Annotated in this window: 19 protein-coding genes; 12 read left to right on the top strand and 7 right to left on the bottom strand. The window is 68.3% G+C overall.

Annotated elements, in window-relative coordinates; genetic code table 11:
* Positions 1-11: 11 nt before the first annotated feature.
* Together METFAM1_RS0113140 and METFAM1_RS0113135 are read right to left on the bottom strand one after the other, a co-directional pair.
* A complete protein-coding gene (locus tag METFAM1_RS0113140) occupies positions 12-2,651 on the bottom strand; it encodes an AAA family ATPase (RefSeq protein ID WP_019915782.1) in 2,640 nt (879 codons plus the stop codon).
* Complete coding sequence (locus METFAM1_RS0113135; protein ID WP_019915781.1) at positions 2,648-3,769, bottom strand: metallophosphoesterase family protein; 1,122 nt, start codon at positions 3,767-3,769, stop codon at positions 2,648-2,650. The genes METFAM1_RS0113140 and METFAM1_RS0113135 overlap by 4 nt, the downstream gene beginning before the upstream one ends.
* A 225-nt stretch (positions 3,770-3,994) precedes the next feature.
* Between METFAM1_RS0113135 and dksA (METFAM1_RS0113130) the strand changes: the two genes are divergently transcribed.
* Complete coding sequence (dksA, locus tag METFAM1_RS0113130; RefSeq protein ID WP_019915780.1) at positions 3,995-4,423, top strand: RNA polymerase-binding protein DksA; 429 nt, start codon at positions 3,995-3,997, stop codon at positions 4,421-4,423.
* Between the two features lie 15 nt (positions 4,424-4,438).
* On the opposite strand, the gene infA is transcribed toward dksA (METFAM1_RS0113130), so the two are convergent.
* Positions 4,439-4,699, bottom strand: a complete 261-nt coding sequence (gene infA, locus METFAM1_RS0113125; RefSeq protein ID WP_019915778.1) for a translation initiation factor IF-1 — start codon at positions 4,697-4,699, stop codon at positions 4,439-4,441.
* A 269-nt stretch (positions 4,700-4,968) separates the two neighbouring features.
* Here infA and METFAM1_RS0113120 point away from each other — a divergent pair, with 269 nt between their 5' ends.
* Together METFAM1_RS0113120 and METFAM1_RS0113115 are read left to right on the top strand one after the other, a co-directional pair.
* Positions 4,969-5,718, top strand: coding sequence for a trypsin-like peptidase domain-containing protein (locus METFAM1_RS0113120; protein WP_019915777.1), 750 nt, complete (start codon positions 4,969-4,971; stop codon positions 5,716-5,718).
* Positions 5,719-5,795: 77 nt separating this feature from the next.
* Positions 5,796-7,007, top strand: coding sequence for a glycoside hydrolase 5 family protein (locus tag METFAM1_RS0113115; RefSeq protein WP_019915776.1), 1,212 nt, complete (start codon positions 5,796-5,798; stop codon positions 7,005-7,007).
* 220 nt (positions 7,008-7,227) lie between these two features.
* Here the strand turns inward: METFAM1_RS0113115 and mog are convergent, their stop codons facing one another.
* Both mog and yjgA read right to left on the bottom strand, forming a co-directional pair.
* A complete protein-coding gene (gene mog / locus METFAM1_RS0113110) occupies positions 7,228-7,827 on the bottom strand; it encodes a molybdopterin adenylyltransferase (RefSeq protein ID WP_019915775.1) in 600 nt (199 codons plus the stop codon).
* Positions 7,820-8,398 carry a ribosome biogenesis factor YjgA gene (yjgA, locus tag METFAM1_RS0113105; protein WP_019915774.1) on the bottom strand — a complete coding sequence of 193 codons (579 nt, stop codon included), beginning with the start codon at positions 8,396-8,398 and terminating at the stop codon, positions 7,820-7,822. Before yjgA ends, mog begins: the two co-directional genes overlap by 8 nt.
* A 72-nt stretch (positions 8,399-8,470) precedes the next feature.
* Between yjgA and pmbA the strand changes: the two genes are divergently transcribed.
* Together pmbA and METFAM1_RS0113095 are read left to right on the top strand one after the other, a co-directional pair.
* Positions 8,471-9,811 carry a metalloprotease PmbA gene (pmbA, locus tag METFAM1_RS0113100; RefSeq protein ID WP_019915773.1) on the top strand — a complete coding sequence of 447 codons (1,341 nt, stop codon included), beginning with the start codon at positions 8,471-8,473 and terminating at the stop codon, positions 9,809-9,811.
* Positions 9,812-10,891 carry a TRAP transporter substrate-binding protein gene (locus METFAM1_RS0113095; RefSeq protein ID WP_019915772.1) on the top strand — a complete coding sequence of 360 codons (1,080 nt, stop codon included), beginning with the start codon at positions 9,812-9,814 and terminating at the stop codon, positions 10,889-10,891.
* Between the two features lie 10 nt (positions 10,892-10,901).
* Here METFAM1_RS0113095 and METFAM1_RS0113090 read toward each other — a convergent pair whose 3' ends face one another.
* A complete protein-coding gene (locus tag METFAM1_RS0113090; RefSeq protein ID WP_019915771.1) occupies positions 10,902-13,535 on the bottom strand; it encodes a DUF3857 domain-containing protein in 2,634 nt (877 codons plus the stop codon).
* Between the two features lie 162 nt (positions 13,536-13,697).
* Positions 13,698-14,861, bottom strand: coding sequence for a methionine adenosyltransferase (gene metK, locus METFAM1_RS0113085; RefSeq protein WP_024300688.1), 1,164 nt, complete (start codon positions 14,859-14,861; stop codon positions 13,698-13,700).
* Positions 14,862-15,030: 169 nt separating this feature from the next.
* Here metK and METFAM1_RS0113080 point away from each other — a divergent pair, with 169 nt between their 5' ends.
* From METFAM1_RS0113080 to METFAM1_RS0113050, 7 genes are all read left to right on the top strand, one after another.
* Positions 15,031-15,906, top strand: a complete 876-nt coding sequence (locus tag METFAM1_RS0113080; RefSeq protein ID WP_036271712.1) for a lysophospholipid acyltransferase family protein — start codon at positions 15,031-15,033, stop codon at positions 15,904-15,906.
* Complete coding sequence (locus tag METFAM1_RS0113075) at positions 15,903-16,340, top strand: CoA-binding protein (protein ID WP_019915767.1); 438 nt, start codon at positions 15,903-15,905, stop codon at positions 16,338-16,340. The genes METFAM1_RS0113080 and METFAM1_RS0113075 overlap by 4 nt, the downstream gene beginning before the upstream one ends.
* Positions 16,337-17,170, top strand: a complete 834-nt coding sequence (gene dapF / locus METFAM1_RS0113070) for a diaminopimelate epimerase (RefSeq protein WP_019915765.1) — start codon at positions 16,337-16,339, stop codon at positions 17,168-17,170. Before METFAM1_RS0113075 ends, dapF begins: the two co-directional genes overlap by 4 nt.
* 6 nt (positions 17,171-17,176) lie before the next feature.
* Positions 17,177-17,827, top strand: a complete 651-nt coding sequence (locus METFAM1_RS0113065) for a DUF484 family protein (protein WP_019915764.1) — start codon at positions 17,177-17,179, stop codon at positions 17,825-17,827.
* 169 nt (positions 17,828-17,996) lie between these two features.
* A complete protein-coding gene (locus METFAM1_RS0113060; protein ID WP_019915762.1) occupies positions 17,997-19,211 on the top strand; it encodes a class I SAM-dependent rRNA methyltransferase in 1,215 nt (404 codons plus the stop codon).
* Between the two features lie 70 nt (positions 19,212-19,281).
* Positions 19,282-19,719 (top strand): RNA polymerase-binding protein DksA, encoded by a 438-nt coding sequence (dksA, locus tag METFAM1_RS0113055; RefSeq protein WP_019915761.1) that lies wholly within the window; start codon positions 19,282-19,284, stop codon positions 19,717-19,719.
* A gap of 18 nt (positions 19,720-19,737) precedes the next feature.
* Entirely contained in the window at positions 19,738-20,067 is a 330-nt protein-coding gene (locus tag METFAM1_RS0113050) for a hypothetical protein (protein WP_019915759.1), read from the top strand.
* The last annotated feature ends 85 nt before the right edge of the window (positions 20,068-20,152 follow it).

Genomic DNA, 20,152 nt, shown 5'->3' with positions numbered 1-20,152 from the left:
GCAAACCCCGCTTACAAAGCGGCTTCCAGTGTACGCACCGGCACGCCCATGTCGCGCCACTTGTCCGGATGACAGGTGAACAGCAGCACCTGGTGGCGCAGTGCGGCGTCGAACAGCACGCGCTTCATCCGTTCCAGCCGCGCGTCGTCGCTGTGCACCAGCGCGTCGTCGAGGATGATGAGCGTCGGCTTTCCGGCTTCCTTCAGCAGATCGGCATAGGCGAGGCGGGCGATCACGCCCATCTGTTCGCGCGCGCCGAAGCTCAGCTCGTCGACCTCGCCGCTTTCGCTGCCGGCGGTGCCGTCGCGTGTCAGCGGACCGGGGCTCAGGCTGTCGTCGAGGGCGATGCGCGCACCCGGGAAGAGCAGGCCGAGATAGTGGTTCAGATGCGTCTGCAATGGCGCCTGCAGCCGCTGCGTCAGCGCGTGCCGCTTGTCGCGCAGGCTGCGCAGCAGCAGGTCGAGCGCGCGGGCCCGCCGTGCCAGCTGGCCGGCGCGGCGCTCGGCTGCGGCGTGGTCGCGTGCCAGCCCGGCGCGGCGTTCGTCCAGCCCCTGCGCGCCGGCCGCCTGCAGTTCGACTTCGAGCACGGTGAGCGCGTCGCGCCGCTGCGCGAAGCTGCGTTCGATCTGCTCGGCGCTGCGCGTGTAGCGCTCGACGTCCTGCGCCAGCGCCTGCGGGCGGGCGGCGTCGAGCTGGCGCGCCAGATCGGCGATGCGCAGCGCGGCCGCTTCCTGCTGCGCCAGCGCGTCGGTCAGCGCGACGCGGGTGTCGGCCAGCTGCTGCGCGCGCGTCGGGTCGTCGAGCCGGGCGCGGGCCGCGCCGAGTTCGCGCTGCGCGGCGTCCAGCGCCGCCTGCGCAGCGGCGCAACGGTTGCGTGCGTCGGCCAGTCGGCGGGTGGCTTCGGCCAGCGCGTGGCGTGCGGCGTCTTCGGCGGCTTCGGCTTCGGCGACCGGCGGGAGCGTGTCGTCGCCTTCGTCCGCCGGCGCCGTGAGTCGCTGCGTCAGTTCGGCCGCTCGACCGGCGAGCGCCGCGCGTTCGGCACGCAGCGCATCGACGCCCTGCGGCGCCAGCGCCTTCAGCGTTGCCTGCGCCGCCTTCAGATCGGACAGCCTGTGCGCGTGCTGCTGCTGGCGTGCCTCGGCGGCGTCGAGCGAGTCGACGCCGAGCCGGGCCAGCGCGCTGGCGTGGCGGTCCTGCACTTCGGCCGCTTCGCGCGCCAGCGCGGCGAGGTCGCCGCCGCCGGGTTCGATGCGCAGCCGGCCGTAGCCGGGCAGCGTCAGCGTGGTGGCATCGAGCAGCAGGCGTTCGCCGTCGCCGCTGAGCACGTCGTCGCCAATGCGCAGTTCGCGCCCGGCGTCGAGCGCGAAGCGCAGCCGGGTGGCGATCGCCGTACGCCGGATGTCCAGTTCGCGCAGCTGCCGCGCCTGGTCGCGCAGTGCGTTCAGATCGCCCGCCCTGATTTCGCTGGCCGCCACTTCGGCCTGCAGCGCGAGCTGGCGCGCCTGTTCCGCTTCGGCCTGCGCCAGCGTGGCGGCCAGCGCTTCGCTCTTGCGGCGGAGCTCGTCCAGCTCGCGTACCAGCGCGCGCCGGTTGTCGCGTGCGCGCGTCAGCGCCAGCGTGCGGCGTGCGGCGTCGTGCTGCGTCTGCGCATCGCGTTCGCGCTGCTGCCAGGGCGCGGCCAGCGCGGTCGCGTCGTCGAGCGCGCGCTGTGCCGCACTCACCGCTTCGGCGCGCGCCTGGGCGTCGCTCGCCTCGGCCGCCCAGCGGTCGAGCTGCTGGCGCAACAGATCGGCGCGCTCCTGCAGTGACTGCGCCGAGCGCTTCTCGACGAGCAGGCGTTCCTGCAGCGACTGCGCCTCGCGCAGCGTCGCGGCAGCGGCGGCGGCACGCGCGCGCAGGTCCTCCCATGGCCGCTGTGCGGCGTCGGCGTCGTGCTCGCGGCGCAGTTGTGCCAGCCGGTCCACCTTCTGGCGGACGGCGAGCAGATCGTCGTCCACTTTCGTCAGCGCTTCGTGCAGCGATTGCTCTGCCTGCAGCGCCTCGGCGTAGGCGCCGCGCGGACGGTCGGAGGACGGCGTCAGCAATTCGTTGCGCAGCCGTTCCACCTCGTTCGTCACGTCGTCGCCGTCGCCGCCGGCGATCTCGCCGAGCGAGGCGTTCAGCGCGGTGCGCAGGTGATCGGTGGCGTGCGTGACGGCGGCGCGAATGTCCTGCGCGCTGCCCTGTTCCATCCACAGCAGACCAGGAATACCCCAGTGCTCGGCCTTGCTCGACCCCTTGGCAGCGAAGGCGAAGCCCAGCTGTTCGGCGATGAAATCCTCGGCTTCGGCGCCGTCGTAGGTGCGCGTGCCGAACTGCAGCGTGCAGCGCTTCTTGCCGAGGAAGCGCTTGGACAGGCGGCAGGGCGTGCCATCGAGTTCGAAATCGAGTTCGACCTCGGGGGCGGCGCCGGTGTCGCCCCACGGGCGCAGGTGCTCGACCGTGCCGGAGCGGTGACGCTCGAAGAAGGCGGCGCGCAGCGCGGCGACCAGCGTGCTCTTGCCGGCTTCGTTGGGGCCGGCGAACAGATTGAGTCCGGGGCCGAGGTCGCGCAGTTCGAAGGGCTGGCGGAAGCGGCGGAACTGGTCGACGCGCAGGCGGCTGATCTTCATCGCGTCACCCCCGCGCGGCGCGCGTCGAGCAGGCCGGCCAGCAGCACCAGTGCGTCGCGCGCGGTGTCGCCGTCGGCACCGTCCTGCGCGGCGCGCAGATCGGCGATCACCTCGCCCAGATAGCCTTCGGCGGCCAGTCGTTCGAGGTCGTCGGCGGTCGGTTCGATGCGTACGCGATCGAGCTCGGCCAGCACGGCGCGTGCGCGGCCGCGCGCTTGCGTGATCGCGTCGCCGATGCGGGTCAGACCATCGAGATCGGTGCGGCCATCGATGTCGAGCTGCAGCACGTCGTCTGCCGCGAGCGCGCCGAGCAGTGCGCACAGCGCATCGACGTCGCTCGCCACCTGCAGCGTGAACGCCTCGCTGCGCCAGCGGTAGCGACCGGTATCCACCGGCGTCACCCGTGGCACGGCGCCCGGTGCGTCGATGTCGACGATGAGCGCGCGGCCGGAATCGTTGTTGCGGAAGCGGTCGGTTTCCGGCGTGCCGCTGTACCAGCAGCGTGCATCGACCTGGCGGCAGCCATGCCAGTCGCCGAGCGCAAGGTAGTCCAGCCGCGCTTGTGCGGCGCGGTCGGCCGCAATCGGGTTGGCGGAGTCGATGCCGTCGGCGAGCAGGCCCTGCACCGCCCCGTGCGCGATGCCGATGCGGAAGACGCCGTCGGGTGTATCAGCGGCGGCGAACCAGTCGGTCAGGTCGTTGTAGGTGTGGCGCTGGGTCAGCGGCGCCGGCAGCACGACGGCGTTCAGCCCGTCGAACCGCAGCGGCTCGGGCTGCAGGCACAGGTGCACGTTGTCGGGCACCGCGTTGAGCCGCTGCGCACGCGTCCACACCGATTCGCTGAGCGCGGCGTCGTGGTTGCCGGGGATCATGACCCACGGGCCGGCATGCGCGCGCGTCGCGTTGAACAGCCGCAGTACCGTCTTGTCGGCGATGCCCTGGGCGTCGAACACGTCGCCGGCAACCAGCACCAGATCGACGCGCTGCTCGGTCGCCAGCACGGCCAGCCGCTCGACCGCGGCGATGCGGGCTTCGGCCAGCAGTGCCGCCTCGTCGGCGTCGAACTGTCCGTACTGCTTGCCGATCTGCCAGTCGGCGGTGTGGAGAAGTCTGAGCACAGGTGTGGGCGGGGCGTCGCGGGGCGCATACCTTGCGTCGGCGACGCCGGCCCTGTCAATCGCTGCCGGACGCGGGCGGTATTCGCCGGCTGCGGGAAAAGTTGTGCGCACCGCCGTCATCCGGGACGTGTATCTTTAGTGCACCGGATCGCCGATTCCCGCGGCGGCCGGCGGGCACGCACCGCTGCGTGCGCCCATCCACCGCTCACCCGGAAGGCCCGTACCATGAGCGCTACCCTCCTTGCCGAGGCGGACGCCGAAGCCCGCCTGCTCGCATCCCCGCCGTCGGAATACATGTCGCCGGAGCAACTCGCCTTCTTCCGGCAGCGATTGCTCGCCGAGCGCGACGCGCTGCTGCAGTCGGCGCATGAAACGACGCAGCACCTGCACGAGTTCGAGCGCACGCCCGACCCGTCGGACCGCGCGTCGCTGGAGGAGGATCATTCGCTGGAATTGCGCGTACGCGATCGCGAACGCAAGCACCTGCACACGATAGACGAGGCGCTGGCGCGCATCGACGACGGCAGTTACGGCTGGTGCGAATTCACCGGCGAGCCGATAGGTCTCGCCCGGCTACTGGCGCGGCCGACCGCGACGATGTCGGTCGAGGCGCAGGAACTGCACGAAAAGCGCCGCAAGATGCGCGGGCGCTGACCGCGCAGCAGGGGCTCAATGCGTGCGGCGTGCCGGTGCGGACGTGGCGCCACGGCCTTCGATGTGACGGAAAGTGATGCGTCCCTTGCTGAAGTCGTAGGGCGACATTTCCAGCGACACCTTGTCGCCGGCGATGATGCGGATGTGGTGCTTGCGCATCTTGCCGCAGGTGTAGGCGACCACCATGTGGCCGTTCTCCAGCGTGACGCGGTAGCGCGAATCGGGCAGGACTTCCGTCACTACGCCGTTCATGTCGATCAGTTCTTCCTTGGCCATTGCGGCTCTCCCGGGTGGGCGTGAAAAGTGGACGCCGGGCCGCAGGCGCGCGGGCCGTGGAGCGTCAGGGGGCTGACTGCGGGATCGCTTTGGGATGCGACGGGATTCGGGTCGCCGACGACGAGGTCTGTGCGAGAAGGAAACCGGAAAACTGCAGTGACGACGCGGCCGGAGTCGATGAAACCGTGCGGCGCCGGCCGACACTATGCACCGATTGCGGGCTTTCTGCCGGGATATCTGCCGAAGACGTTCACAATGAGGGCCGTTTCATGCCGCCGAATCTGATGATAGAACCCATTCTTCTCGCCGCTGCGCGCATCTGCACTTTCGATGGCGCACGCGCGCTCACCAACGCCAGCGGCTTCTTCTTCGAACGCGACGGGCGGCTCTACCTGGTGACCAGTCGCCACGTGCTGGTCGATCAGCCGAGTCGTCACTTTCCCGACCGCATCGAGATCGAACTGCACATCGACGCCGCCAACATGGCGCGCTCGACCGGCTTCTCGATCCCGCTCTATCGCAACGGCAAGAGCCTGTGGCGCCAGGGCGCCGACCGCGCCGGCGCCATCGACGTCGCACTGATCGAACTGGACCGCGCCGCGCTGCCGCCGACGGCAGTCTGGCGCGCCTTCACGCCGGCCCACCTGTCGGCCGACCTCGATCGCATCGAAGTCGGCAGTTCGCTGCTGGTGGTCGGTTTCCCGCTCGGCTTCCACGACACGTTGCACCACATGCCGGTGGTGCGTCAGGCCGGCATCGCCTCGTCCTTCGGTCTGCGTTTCCAGGGCGAAGGCTATTTCCTGACCGACGCCCGCACCCACCGCGGCATCAGCGGCGCCCCAGTGGTGATGCGCGTGCCCGACGATCCCGCCACGCTCGGCGACCTGCCGTGGATGCTGCTTGGCGTGCACTCGGCACGGCTCGATGTCGGCACGCGCGATCTCAAGATGGACGAGGCGCTGGGCCTGAACTGCGCCTGGTATGCGGACATTCTGATGACGCTGACTCAGCCCGCCTGAGGGCAGGGCGGGAACACGGGACGGCGTAGCGCCTCTCAGCTTCGTGGCCGCCGGTTGGCGGCGTCGTGCATATATATATGGCATTCCGTGAATTCTCCCGGGCGCTGTCCCTGCTCGCGCTGATCGCACTGCTGTGCCTGCCGCTGCCGGGTCGCGCCGCCGATCCGGCCTGGCAGGGTGCCGCTTTCGAAGGCGACCGCGCCGCGCTGCAGAAGCTGGCCGATGCCGGCGCGCGCGTGGTGCGCGTCTATCGCGAGAGCGACGCCTGGGTGCTGGATGCGGCGCAGACGATGGGCATGAAGGTGGTGATGGGGCTGTGGCTCGGCCATCCGCGGCACGGATTCAACTACCGCGACGCTCGGCTCGTCGCCGCCCAGGACGCGCGGATCGCGGATTTCGTGCGGCGCTACCGTGAGCACCCGGCGCTGCTCGCCTGGGGGATCGGCAACGAGATCGAGACCGGCGTCGGCGATCCGCGACCGCTATGGAACGAAGTGAACCGCGTCGCCGCGCTGGTGAAGGCGCTCGACGCGAAACACCCGACCGTCATGGTGGTTGCCGACAACAGCGACGCATGGCTGGCGCCGCTTGCCGGCTGCTGTCCCGATGTCGATATGTTGGGCTTGAATCTGTATGGCGGTTCCATCTTCGAACTGCCGGCCCGCCTGCAGCGGCTGGGCATCACGAAGCCGGTGCTGGTGACCGAGCTGGGTCCGCTCGGTCAGTGGCAGGCCGGGCGCAAACCCTGGGGCGCGCCGGTGGAGCTCACCAGCACGCAGAAGGCCGACTTCTATCGCGATGCGCTGGCTTTCGTCTCTCGTCAGCCGCAGATCGTCGCTGCCTTTCCCTTCCTGTGGGGCGAGAAACAGGAACAGACCGCGACCTGGCACAGCCTGCTCGACGTCGGCAGGCCGACCGCAATGACCGATGCGCTGGCGGACGCGTGGGGCCGCCCGCCGCAAGTGCTTGCGCCACGTATTCTCGGCATCGGTATTGCAGCCGACGAGTTTCCGACCGGGGGCGAGGTGTCGGCGGGCGTCGATGCGCAGTCGTCCGATGGTTCGGCGTTGAAGACCGAATGGACGGTGTGGGCCGAAGCCACCGATCTGCGCCTCGGCGGTGACGAAGAGGTCGTGCCGCCCCACGTCCCGGTGCGCGTGCTGCACGCCGACGCGCGCAGCGTGCGCTTCATCGCGCCGGCCGTGCCCGGCGCCTACCGGCTGTTCATCACGGTGACGGACCGGACCGGCAAGGTGGCGACGGCCAATCTGCCGTTTCTGGTTCGGTGATCGGCGCTGCGCGCGTTCCTGCACGCGCCTTCTGGCTGCCGTGCAGCGCATGACGGCCGCGAGCCTCGATACAGTGGAATCGCGAGCAAGCTCGCTCCCACAAATGTCAGGTCCGCCCGCCGATCGGGAGCGCATTTTTGTGGGAGCGACCTTTGGTCGCGATTTGGCGCGTGCGGGTCGCTGCCTTCAGCGCAGGAGCATGCGACGGGTCTCGGCCGATTCAGGCTTTCGTCGGGCGGATCGCTGATTTCGGACGGAAGGCCTTGACCACGCTGTCGTCGGTCTCGATGTAAGGCCCGCCTATCAGGTCGATGCAGTAGGGCACGGCGGCGAAGATGCCGGCTACGAGCGGGTTGCCGTCGGCGTCCTTGACGCCTTCCAGCGTTTCCTTGATCGACTTCGGCTGGCCCGGCAGATTGAGGATGAGCGTCCTGCCGCGGATCACGCCAGTTTGCCGCGACAGGATGGCGGTCGGCACGAAGCGCAGGCTGATTTGCCGCATCTGCTCGCCGAAACCGGGCATCACGCGGTCTGCCACGGCGACGGTGGCGTCCGGCGTCACGTCGCGCGGCGCGGGGCCGGTGCCGCCGGTGGTCAGCACCAGATCGCAGCCGGCGCTGTCGCACAGTTCGATCAGTGTCGCCTCGATCTGCGGCTGTTCGTCCGGGATCAGCCGCGTTTCGAACATGACCGGGTTCTTCAGCGCGGCCGACAGCCACTCCTTCAGTGCCGGGATGCCCTGGTCCTGGTAGACGCCGCTCGATGCGCGGTCGGAAACGGAAACCAGGCCGACCGTCAGCAGATCCTGTGTGTCACTCATCGTCGTTTTCGTCCTGTTCGGGTTCGATGTCCTCTTCGCCGCTCTGCGCGTTGTCGAGCTGACGCAGCACGCGGAAGATTTCGCGGAAGGCGCGCGGCGGCTTGTTCAGTTCGCGTTCGCGCAGCACGTTGCGACGCAGCGTGCGCAGATGGGTCAGGTCGGCCCCCGGCCACTGGGCGGCGATGTCGCCCAGCACCTGTTCGTCGGCGATCAGCCGTTCGCGCATGCGTTCCAGCATCTGTTCGCGCGCGACGGCGCGGGCGGAGCGGCCGTGGATGGCGTCCAGCGCTTCGGTCAGCGGCGCGGTGTCGATGCCGCGCATCACCTTGCCGACGTATTGCATCTGCCGGCGCAGGCCTTCATGGCTGCGCGTGCGCTGCGCCTCGGTGATGGCGATGCGCAGGTTCTCCGGCATGTCGATGCGCTTGATCTGTTCGGCCGACAGCGCGACCAGCTGCGTACCGATGTCCTGCAGCACATGGGCGTCGCGCTTCCTCTGGCTCTTGCTCGGACGGTCCGGCAGATCCTGATCGTCGGGGTTTTCGGTGGTGGATATCGATTTGGGGCGCATTGGGATACAGAGGACGGGGCAGAGCGTGGCAAGCGGCTATTATTGCAGCCTTTGCCCGACCACGAATCCGCCATGTCCCGACAGGGTTTCAGCTATACCGACGCCAGCATGCGCGATATCGCGCAACAGCTTCTCGATCATGCCCGCGCCGGCGGCGCGACCGCCGCCGAAGTCGATGTGTCCGAAGGCTTCGGCCAGTCGGTCACCGTGCGCCGCGGCGAGGTCGAAACCATCGAGTACAACCGCGACAAGGGCATAGGTGTCACCGTCTATGTCGGCCAGCGCCGCGGCTACGCCAGTTCGAGCGATTTTTCGCTGGACGCGATGCGCGCCACCGTCGATGCCGCACTGTCGATCGCCCGCTTTACCGCCGAGGACGACGCGGCTGGCCTGCCGGACAAGTCGCTGCTGGCCACCGAGTTCCGCGACCTCGACCTGTTCCACCCGTGGGAACTGCCGGTCGAACAGGCGATCGACCTCGCCCGCCGCTGTGAGGACGCGGCCTTCGGCCTGTCGCCGGACGTCCGCAATTCGGAAGGCGCTTCGGTGTCGGCCCAGCAGTCGCAATTCATTTCCGCCAACAGCCTGGGCTTCATGGCCGGCTACGCCAGCACGCGGCAGTACATCAGCTGCTCGGTCATCGCCGGCGAAGGCGATGGCATGCAGCGCGAAGACTGGTACGCCAGCCGCCGCAACGCGCACGACCTGCCGGCACCGGAGGCGATCGGCGACTACGCCGCGCGCCGCGCGCTGTCGAGGCTCGGCGCACGGCGCGTCAAGACGACCCGCGTGCCGGTGCTGTTCGAAGCGCCGCTAGCCATCGGCCTGCTCGGCCATTTCGTGCAGGCGACCAGCGGCGGCGCGCTCTACCGCAAGTCCTCCTTCCTGCTCGACAGTCTGGGCAAGCAGATCTTCCCGAAGCACATCAATATTTCCGAACGGCCGCACCTGCCGGGCGCGATGGGCTCCGGCATGTTCGACGACGACGGTGTCGCCACGCGTGACCGCGAAGTGGTACAGGGCGGCGTGCTGAACGGCTATTTCCTCAGCACCTACTCGGCGCGCAAGCTGGGCATGGAAACCACCGGCAACGCCGGCGGCTCGCACAACCTCATCCTGCAGTCCGGCAAGAAGAGCCTGCAGGAGCTGATCCGCGGCATCAAGCGCGGCCTGCTGGTGACCGAACTGCTGGGCCACGGCGTCAATTACGTGACCGGCGACTATTCGCGCGGCGCCGCCGGCTACTGGATCGAGAACGGCGAAATCGCCTACCCGGTGCAGGAAATCACCATCGCCGGCAATCTGCGCGACATGTTCATGGGCATACAGGATGTCGGCGCCGACGCGCTGGTGCGTGGCTCGAAACAGAGCGGCTCGGTGTTGATCGACCGCATGCGCATCGCAGGTGCCTGAGTGACCGACCGGCGCAGCTTCCTGAAAGCGGCGCCACTCGCCGCGCTTGCCGGCGCACCGACGGTCGTCGGCGCCCAGCCGGCCATCCGCTGGCGGCTGGCGTCCAGCTTCCCGAAGGCGCTGGACGCGCTGTATGCCGCCGCCGAGCAGGTGGCGCAGCAGGTCAGCGCCGCCACCGGCGGCCGCTTCCAGATCCAGGTGTTCGCCGCCAACGAACTGGTGCCGCCCTTCGGTGTGCTCGACGCGGTGCGCGAGGGCACGGTGGAGTGCGGCCACTCGGCGTCCTACTACTACATCGGCAAGGACCCGACCTTCGCCTTCGACTGCGCCATGCCCTTCGGCCTGAACAGCCGGCAGCAGGCGGCCTGGCTGGTCGATGGCGGCGGCATGGCACTGATGCGCGAGCTGTTCGCCGGCTACAACGTCGTCAATTTCCCCTGCGGCAACACCGGTGCCCAGATGGGCGGCTGGTTCCGCCGCGAAATCCGCAGCGTGGCCGACCTCAAGGGCCTGAAGATGCGCATCGGCGGCTACGCCGGTCAGGTGGTGTCACGGCTGGGCGTGGTGCCGCAGCAGATTCCGGGCGCCGACGTCTATCCGGCGCTGGAAAAGGGGGCGATCGACGCCGCCGAGTGGGTCGGGCCGTACGACGATCTGAAGCTCGGCTTCTACAAGGTCGCGCCCTATTACTACTACCCGGGCTGGGCCGAAGCCGGCCCGCAGCTGACCATCTACGTCAATCGGCAGGCGTATGACGCCTTGCCGGCCGAGTACCGGCAGATCCTCGAATCCGCTTGCGCGGCGGCCCACATCGGCATGCAGGCGCGCTACGACGCGCGCAATCCGGCGGCGATGAAGAAGCTGATCGAGGGCGGCGCCCAGCTGCGCATGTTCTCGCGCGACATCCTGCTCGCGCTGCAGAAGGAGGCGTTCGCGCTGTACCGCGAAACCGCCGCCGCCAATCCGAACTTCCGCAAGGTGTTTGAACCGTGGAATCGCTTCCGCTCGGAGCAGCACCTGTGGACCCGCATCGCCGAGAACTCGGTGGATGCCTTCGTCGGCAGGCATCCGGTGGAGTGAGCGCAGGGCCTCAACCGGCAGGCTGCCCTTGCGCGATGTCGGGAGGTGGCGAGGAAGGTTCCGCTTCCGGCGGACGCGCGCGCCAGGTGCGGGTGAATGTCGACTTGACGCGCCGCGAACGCACGAAATAAGTGCCCCAGATCGCCAGGGACAGCACTGCCTGGATCAATTCGGCCGGATTGCGTGCCGTTTCGGCGGCTTCCTCTGTCAGTGGGAGCGCCATCACGAGCGCTTGGTCGATCAATTGCAATATCACGAGGCCCACTACAAGCGCGATGAAGAAGCGGGGTGTGCTGCTGCGGCGCTTGATGAAGAGCACCAGCGTCAGCAGGGCCAGCGTGCCGAGGCTCAGGGTGGCCACCAGTTCGAAAAGCAGTGTGGGCGCCCACATCGGATCGTAGTTGGCGCCGCCGGGATGCGTCAGATGGGCCCACGTGAAAACCGAGTACGCATCGATGCCCGGCAGGAAGTCGAGAAGCAGCCGGAATGGCAGCAGGAGGAGGCTGAGTGCTGGCAGCAGCAGCCATCCGCGGATGCCGGTCAGTGCCGGGATGGGCGTGAAGTCTGAAGGTGGCGGGTCGTAGCGGTACAGACGCACTGCCAGCCAGGCCAGCGCACCGGTGACCATCGCTGCCAGCAGCGCGATCATCCAGTTGAAGCGCTCGGCAAGTGAGGCAGAAGGCGGATTCAGGTGGTGAAACAGGCGGTAGCCCAGCGTATTGCGCGCGCGTTCCAGATTGGCGACATAGGCCGGGATGGCGTCCGTCTTCACGTGATCGGCGTGCGACCGGAAATGATCGGTCAGCAGCAGTTGCCGGTCGCTACCCGCTACATGGCGTTCGAGCGTGAAGTGGGCATCCTCGATCCGTGTCGTTTCGGGCGTGATCGGCCACGATTCCGGCAGCAGGGCTTCGGTGACCAGCGTGACGTCCAGCGGCGACGCCAGGGCCACCGGCGAATGGCGCACGGTCGATGAAGGCAGCCGCAGTACATCCATCATTTCGGGCGAATAGAAAGTGGCTTCGCGGCGACTGCCGCCTTCGTCCAGCGGCCAGAAATCGGGAATGGCGTAGTACTCGGTCACCGTGATGCGGTTGTGCTCGGTGTCGTCGCTGACCGCCATGGCCTGGGTCACGAGTACGCCGGGGTAGTAGCGCGCGTAATAGTTCAGGTACTGCTTCTGCAGCGCGTCCGGACTGGTCGTGGCGAGCAGATTGCGCGCCTCTTCAGCTTCGCGGCCCTCGCTGGTCGTCGTGATGGTCAGTCGGGCCGGCTGATCGAAGCCGTCGCGCGCGTCGAAACGTGCGTCGATGCGTCGCTTGATTGCCGCCGCCGGGTCGCGGCGCATCGGTAGAAGTTCGCGCGAGGTATCGCTGACCAGCAACGCAAGGCCGAAGTCCGGCTGGTGCACGGCGTCGAGCGAGCCGGGTTGCGGGGCGCGGGTCGGGTCCAGCCAGTAGCTGCGCCCGTCGACCTTCACATGCACGAGCACGTGATTGAATGCCGCCGGATTCGGCGCCATGTCGCTGACCCCGCGTGTCAGCACGGTGTTGACCAGCGCCGCCTGGGCGTCGATGCCCATGTGGTGCAACAGGCTCAGCAGCAGCAGCGTCTTGTCCTTGCAGTCGCCGAAGCGTCGGTCATACACGCGGTCGGGCGGCGATGGCACGAAGGAGCCGCTGCCGATCTCGACGCCGAGGTAGCGCACGTCGCCCTGCACCAGTCGGAGTGCAGCGAGCACCTTGTCGGCCTGGCTGCGGGCACCGATTTCGATGGAAAGCACCTTGGCGCGCAGCGAGGGGCCGAGCTGCGCCGGCGGGCGGTAAAGCGGGACAGCCCAGCGCGCGACGGCATTCCAGTCGGCGAACTCGCTCCACTCGAGTGCGGGGTAGGGGTCGAACCAACCCGGGGCATCGTTCTCGAGCGCCAGCGGCGCCAGCGATGACTCGTCCCACACGTATTCGCGATGGGTGGCCGTCGTGCGGACGAGCGGCTGTCTTGCGCTGTTGCGGACGGTCAGGCGCGGGTCGCGATCGATCGGCAGCAGCAGCCTGACGTGGAGGCGCTCGATCGGCACCGCCCACTGCAGCGACTGGCTGCCGAACTCGCGCGCGCCGAACACCGGATTCGAGCCATGCACGCTGTAGGCGTACTCGACGATGTCGCCGGTCCGGATGTCGTCGAGGAAGATGTGTGCGCTCTTGCGCCCGTCGTAGATGCGGTACTCCAGTTCCTTCTCGCGCTGCAGAACGCGGATGGTCGCCCGGCGCAGCTTGTCTATCCGCTGACCGTTGCGGATGACTGCCAGCGCGTGCACCTGCAGCGACTGGTAGGACGGGTCGAACAGCAGTTCGATGTTGGCGATCGTATCGACGCCCTGGTCGTTGAGCGCCTGCGTGGCGAAGTGGCGGAATTCCGTCCGCCCTTCAGGGCCGCTGCGTGTCTGGAAGTCGCCGAGCAGGAAATAGGCGCCGCTGCTGATCTGACCGACCGGAACTTGCGCCCGATTTCCAGGCGATATCGGTGTTACCCAGGCAGGCGTCGGCGTGATGCGGTAGTCGGCGGCCCCGGCATCCGTACCCCAGCCGAGCAGTATGAGGAGCAGGCCGAACAGGCTTTGGAATGCGGTTGTCGACGTGCGCAAAAGTTCTCCGTTCCGGCCGCGAGGGCGACCCAATGGGCGAAACGGAAATTCTGGCACATGCTCTTTTCATTCCGGTGCGAAGCGCTTGGCGTTGCATCGTCGACGGACGGAAAAAAGGGCCGCACCGCGGCCCTTCTGTCAGCGCCCGGCGATGTTTCCGGGTCAGAGGCCCGCGTCAGCCCGCAATGCCGCTGCCTTGTCGATCGCTTCCCAGCTGAATTCCGGCTCGTCGCGGCCGAAATGGCCGTAGGCGGCGGTCTTCTGGTAGATCGGGCGCAGCAGGTCGAGCATCTGCACGATGCCCTTCGGCCGCAGATCGAAGTGGCGCTTCACCAGTTCGGTCAGCTTCTCGTTCGAAACCTTGCCGGTGCCGAAGGTTTCGACCATGACCGAGGTCGGCTGGGCGACGCCGATGGCGTAGCTCACCTGCACCTGGCACTTCGACGCGAGGCCGGCGGCGACGATGTTCTTCGCCACGTAGCGGCCGGCGTAGGCGGCCGAGCGGTCCACCTTGGACGGATCCTTGCCGGAGAAGGCGCCGCCGCCGTGCGGTGCGGCACCGCCGTAGGTGTCGACGATGATCTTGCGGCCGGTCAGGCCGCAGTCGCCCTGCGGGCCGCCGATGACGAAGCGGCCGGTCGGGTTCACCAGATACTTGATTTCGCCCTTGACCAGTTCCGGCGGCAGTACCGGCTTGATGATGTCCTCGATCACCGCTTCGCGGATGGCTTCGAGCGACATGTCCGGCGCGTGCTGGGTGGACAGCACCACGGTGTCGATGCGCTCCGGCTTGCCGTCGACGTAGCGGATGGTGACCTGGCCCTTGGCGTCCGGGCGCAGCCAGGGCAGGCGGCCGTCCTTGCGCAGGTGGGCCTGGCGCTCGACCAGGCGGTGCGACAGGTGCAGCGCCAGCGGCATCAGCACCGGCGTTTCGTCGCAGGCGTAGCCGAACATCAGGCCCTGGTCGCCGGCGCCCTGGTTCAGGTAATCGTCGCTGGCGCGGTCCACGCCCTGGGCGATGTCCGGGCTCTGCTTGTCGTAGGCCACCAGCACCGCGCAGCCCTTGTAGTCGATGCCGTACTCGGTGTTGTCATAGCCAATGCGCTTGATGGTGTCGCGCGCGACGTGGATGTAATCGACGTTGGCGGTCGTGGTGATCTCGCCCGCAAGCACGACGAGGCCGGTATTGCACAGCGTTTCGGCGGCGACGCGGGCGGTCGGGTCCTGCGCCAGGATGGCGTCGAGGATGGCGTCGGAAATCTGGTCGGACACCTTGTCCGGGTGACCTTCGGACACTGACTCAGACGTGAAGAAATACTCTGACATGCACCTGCTCCTTGTAACTTCCCTGTTGCGGTTCGTCGAACCAGCCCCGGGAAGCGAGCAGGCGACGCTTTAGCAGTATTTTTAATCCGCCCTGCAAGTTGTCTCGTTTAACTCGGCGGAAACAGTAGTCTACCGCGTCCTGTCGTTTTCGCGAATCCAGCTTTTTTCCATGTCAGACCTCGCGAGCCGGGTGGCCATGGGGGCCTTCCGGTTGCTTTCCCACCTTCCGCTGCGCACGCTGCAGGCGATCGGCGCCGTCGCCGGGCGTCTGATTCATGCGCGCTCCGCCCGGTTCCGGCGCGAGTTCGACCGCAATCTGACGTCGGCCATACCCGGTGCCGACGCCGCGCTGATCCGCGAGGCGGCCGCCCATTCCGGCCGTGCCATGCTCGAACTGCCGTGGATCTGGATGCGGCCGCGGCCGGCCGTGGTGGCCGGCGTGGTCGAGGTCAGCGGCTGGGAACACGTCGAGCGCCTGCACGCCAGCGGCCGCGGCGTGGTGCTGCTGACGCCGCACATGGGCGCCTTCGAGATCGCCGCCCGGCTGATCGGTTCGCGCATTCCGATCACCGTGCTCTACCGCGCACCGCGCCAGGACTGGCTGCGCCCGCTGATGGAACAGGGGCGCGACGGCGACGGCGTGTCGCTGGCGGCGGCCGACGGATCGGGCGTGCGCCGGCTGCTGCGCACGATCAAGGACGGCGGGCTGGTTGGCATCCTGCCCGACCAGGTGCCGGCCAACGGCGAAGGCATGTGGGCGGATTTCTTCGGCCGCCCTGCCTACACGATGACGCTGGCCGCCCGGCTCACCGCGATGGCGGCCGGCACCATCATGGTGTTCGCCGAGCGCCTGCCGGCCGGGCGCGGTTTCCACCTGCATTTCATCGAACCCGGCGTGCCGGTCGAGGGCGACACGGCGCAGCGGGTCGAGGCGATCAACCGCAATGTCGAGGCGCTGGTGCGGCGATATCCGCAGCAGTACATATGGGGCTACAAGCGCTACAAGTGTCCGCCCGGTGTGCAGCGGCCCGCCCCTGTAGAATGACGACCATGTTTACGAATCCTGCGCCGCAGGCCATCGCAGACCTGTTGCGCCGCGTGCGCACGGTGGCCGTGGTCGGCCTGTCGCCTAACGCATCCCGTCCCAGTCATCGCGTCGCCCGCGGCATGCAGCGTTTCGGCTGGCGCATCGTGCCGGTGCGACCGGCAGTCACCGAAGTGTTGGGCGAGCCGGCCTATGCCTCGCTGGCCGACATTCCCGAAGACCTGCGCCGGCAGATCGATCTGGTCGACCTCTTCATCGCCGCCGACCGCGTCGGTACGTTCGTCGACCAGGCAATCGCGCTCGGCCTGCCCGCAGTGTGGCTGCAGGACGGCGTGATCGACGAGGCGGCGGCGCTGCGCGCGCAGGCGGCTGGCCTGACCGTCGTGATGGACCGCTGCGTCTGGCGCGACTACAGCTCGATGGTGACTGAATGAAGCTCCGTTTTTCCAAGATGCACGGTCTGGGCAACGATTTCGTCGTGATCGACGCGATCCGCCAGCGCGTCGATCTGACCCCGGACCAGGTGCGTTTCCTGGCCGACCGCCATTTCGGCGTCGGCTGCGACCAGTTGCTGGTGGTCGAGCGCGCGCAGCAGCCGGGCGTCGATTTCCGCTACCGCATCTTCAACGCCGACGGCGGCGAGGTCGAACAGTGCGGCAACGGCGCGCGCTGTTTCGTGCGTTTCGTGCGCGAGCAGGGTTTGACCGACAAGCGCGAAATCCGCGTCGAAACGAAAAGTGGCGTGATCACGCTGACCGCCGCCGACGACATCAACGTGACGGTGAATATGGGCGTACCGGTGTTCGAGCCGGCGCGCATCCCCTTCCAGTCCGATTCCGACGCCTTCGTCCAGCCGCTGGACGTGGCCGGCCGCGCGGTGCCGATCACTGCGGTGTCGATGGGCAACCCGCACGCAGTGCAGGTGGTGGCCGACGTCGACCACGCGCCGGTGGCGCAGCAGGGTCCGCTGATCGAATCGCACCCGCGTTTTCCGGCGCGCGTGAACGCCGGCTTCATGCAGGTGGTCGATGCACACCACATCAGGCTGCGCGTGTACGAGCGCGGCGCTGGCGAAACGCTGGCCTGCGGCACCGGCGCCTGTGCCGCCGTGGTGGCCGGCATCGTCCGCAACCTGCTGGAAAGTCCGGTGCGCGTCAGCACGCGCGGCGGCGAACTGAACATCGCCTGGGCCGGCGAGGGCCAGCCTGTCCTGATGACCGGCCCCGCCGTCACCGTATTCGAAGCCGACATCCATCTGGAGTAGTACCCCATGAAAGCCGACGACGTCGCGCGTTACCTGCAGGACCACCCGCAGTTCTTCGAGGATTACCACGATCTGCTCGCCCATCTGTACGTGCCGCACCCGCACGGCGGGCGCGCCATCTCGATCACCGAGCGGCAGATCCTGACGCTGCGCGAGAAGGCCAAGCTGCTGGAGCTGAAACTGGCCGAGCTGCTGCGTTTCGGCGAGGACAACGACGTCATTTCGACGCGCGTGCACGCGCTGTCCATCGCGCTGATGACGGCCGGCAGCTTCGACGCCGTGATGACCGCGCTGCGCGAACAGCTGTCCGAGGGTTTCTCGGTGCCGCATACCGCGCTGCGTCTGTGGAACAGCGTGCTCACCCGCGACGGCGACGTGTTCGAGCCGGTCGAGGAGCGCATCCGCGTGTTCGCCAACGAGGCGCGCCAGCCTTATTGCGGCCCGGTGAGCGACCTTGGTGTCGTCGCCTGGTTTGGCGAGGCGGCCCCCGTCGTGCAGTCGATGGCGCTGGTGCCGCTGCGCCGTGAATCGCGCGTGGTCGGCCTGCTGGCGCTGGGTGCCAACGACGCCGCGCGCTTCGTGCCGGACATGGGCACGCTCTACCTGGAACGCATCGGCGAGCTGCTCGGCGCCGCGCTGATCCGCGAACTCGGCTGAGAGTGTTGGCCCCCACGCTCACTTTGTTCGCTGCCCCCCGAGGGGGCTGCGCTCGCCCTCGGGTCGGCCCTTCGGGCGGCGCGTTTGCCCCCGCCCCTAATGCGTTCGCACAGGGCCGGCCTTGCATAGCCGGTCCGTTCGGCAAGCGTAGCTTCGTGACTGACAGAACATGAGTGCCACCCTGATTCTCGCTCCTGGCCGTGAGCGCTCGGTCATGCGCCGTCACCCGTGGATATTCGCCGGTTCGGTCGACCGCCTAGACGGTCGTGCCCGGCCGGGCGACACCGTGCTGGTGCAGGCGGCCAATGGCCGCGCACTCGGCCGTGCCGCGTTCTCGCCGGCGTCGCAGATACGCGCCCGCATGTGGACCTTCGGCGACGAATCGATTGACGACGCCTTCTTCCGCCGCACCGTCGCACGCGCAGTCGAACAGCGGCGTGACCTGCCGGAGCTGGCCGGCGAATTCGGCCCGCGTGGCGGTGTGCGCCTGCTGCACGGCGAGTCCGACGGTCTGCCTGGCGTCATCGCCGACCGCTACGCCGACGTGATCGTGCTGCAGATCACCAGTGCCGGTGGCGAGAAGTGGCGCACCACCATCGCCGACGCGCTGGTGCGCGCGACCGGCATCGAACGCGTCTATGAGCGCTCGGATTCGGACGTGCGCGCGCTCGAAGGTCTGGAGCCGCGCAGCGGCTGGCTGATCGGCGACGGTGATGCGCCCTTCCCGGTGATTGCCGAACCCGGCGTGGCCGGCGACGTGAACATCGAAATCGACGTGGCCGGCGGCCACAAGACGGGCTTCTACCTCGATCAGCGCGAAAACCGCCGGCTGTGCGGTGGACTGGCCGCCGGTCGTCGCGTGCTGAACTGCTTCTGCTACACCGGTGGCTTTTCGCTGCACGCGCTGGCCGGCGGCGCCGAATCGGTGCTGTCCATCGATTCCTCCGGTCCCGCGCTGGCGACGGCGCAGCGCAATGTCGGCCACAACCCGCAGATCGACGCCGCGCGCGCCGAATGGCTGGAAGCGGACGTGTTCCAGGCGCTGCGCACCTTCCGTGCCGAAGGCCGCAAGTTCGACCTGATCGTGCTCGATCCGCCGAAATTCGCGCCGTCGGCCGCGCACGCGAAGTCGGCGGCGCGCGCCTACAAGGACATCAATCTGCTCGGTTTCCGGCTGCTGGCGCCGGGCGGCCTGCTGATGACCTACTCCTGTTCCGGTGGCGTAGACGTCGATTTCTTCCAGAAGATCGTCGCCGACGCGGCAGCCGACGCCGGCGTGTCGGCGCGCGTGCTGAAGCGTCTGTCGGCGGGGGCGGATCACCCCGTGGGGCTGGCTTTTCCCGAGGGCGAGTACCTGAAGGGGCTGCTGCTCAGGATCGAGTGAAGCGTTACGCAGTTTTTTGCCAAAACATTGGTATCCTCTTCGCCTTTCCAATCCCCGGGAGTTCATGCGGATGGCCACCAAGAACGCCAGCAAGGCCGACAAGCCGCTGACCGAAGCCGACATCCTGAAGATGCCGGAAAAGGACTACATGAACGAGGCGCAGCTCGCCTTCTTCCGCGACCTGCTCGCCCGCATGCGCGACGACATCCTGCGCAAGGCCGATGAAACCGTGGAGCACATGCGCGAGGTCGACAATGTGTCCGACCCCGCCGACCGCGCCACGGTCGAAGAGGAGCACACGCTGGAACTGCGCACGCGCGACCGCGAGCGCAAGCTGCTGAAGAAGATCGAACAGGCGATCGACCGCATCGATGCCGGCGAGTACGGCTATTGCGACGAAACCGGCGAGCCGATCGGCATCGGCCGCCTGCTCGCCCGCCCGACCGCGACGCTGACCATCGAGGCGCAGGAGCGCCGCGAACGTCTGCAGAAGCTGTACGGCGACTGAGGCCGGGCCCGGCGCGTGATGTTCCGACGCCTGTCCGCGCTGCGGCTCGTCATGCTGCTGCTGTGCCTGATCGGGGCACAGCACGTCACGCTCGTCCATGCCTTCGAACACGTCCCGGCGGCCGGCGTCTCGCTGACCGCCGAGGACGACGGGGACCCGGCGCATGCGCCGGTCTGCCCGGACTGCCTGTCTGCCCATTCCCTGATCCAGCTGTCTGTCGGCGCCGCGCCCGACCCGGCTGTTCCCGATCTGTCGCACGTGCTGCGCGCCGCCTCGCTGCGCGTCGCGGCCCATGGTGCGGCGCCCGAGCCCTGTGCGCACGGGCCGCCTGCCACCTCCCCGCTCTGATCCGTCGCCCCCTCCGGGGCATGCACTTCATACATTCAGACTGACCCGCGTGATCACGCGCGGGCGCGCGTCCGTGTCCGGGCGC

The organism is Methyloversatilis discipulorum, assembly GCF_000527135.1.
GTDB lineage: Bacteria > Pseudomonadota > Gammaproteobacteria > Burkholderiales > Rhodocyclaceae > Methyloversatilis > Methyloversatilis discipulorum.
The sequence above is the reverse complement of the archived record's forward strand: the minus strand, read 5'-3'. Positions and strand labels throughout refer to the sequence as shown.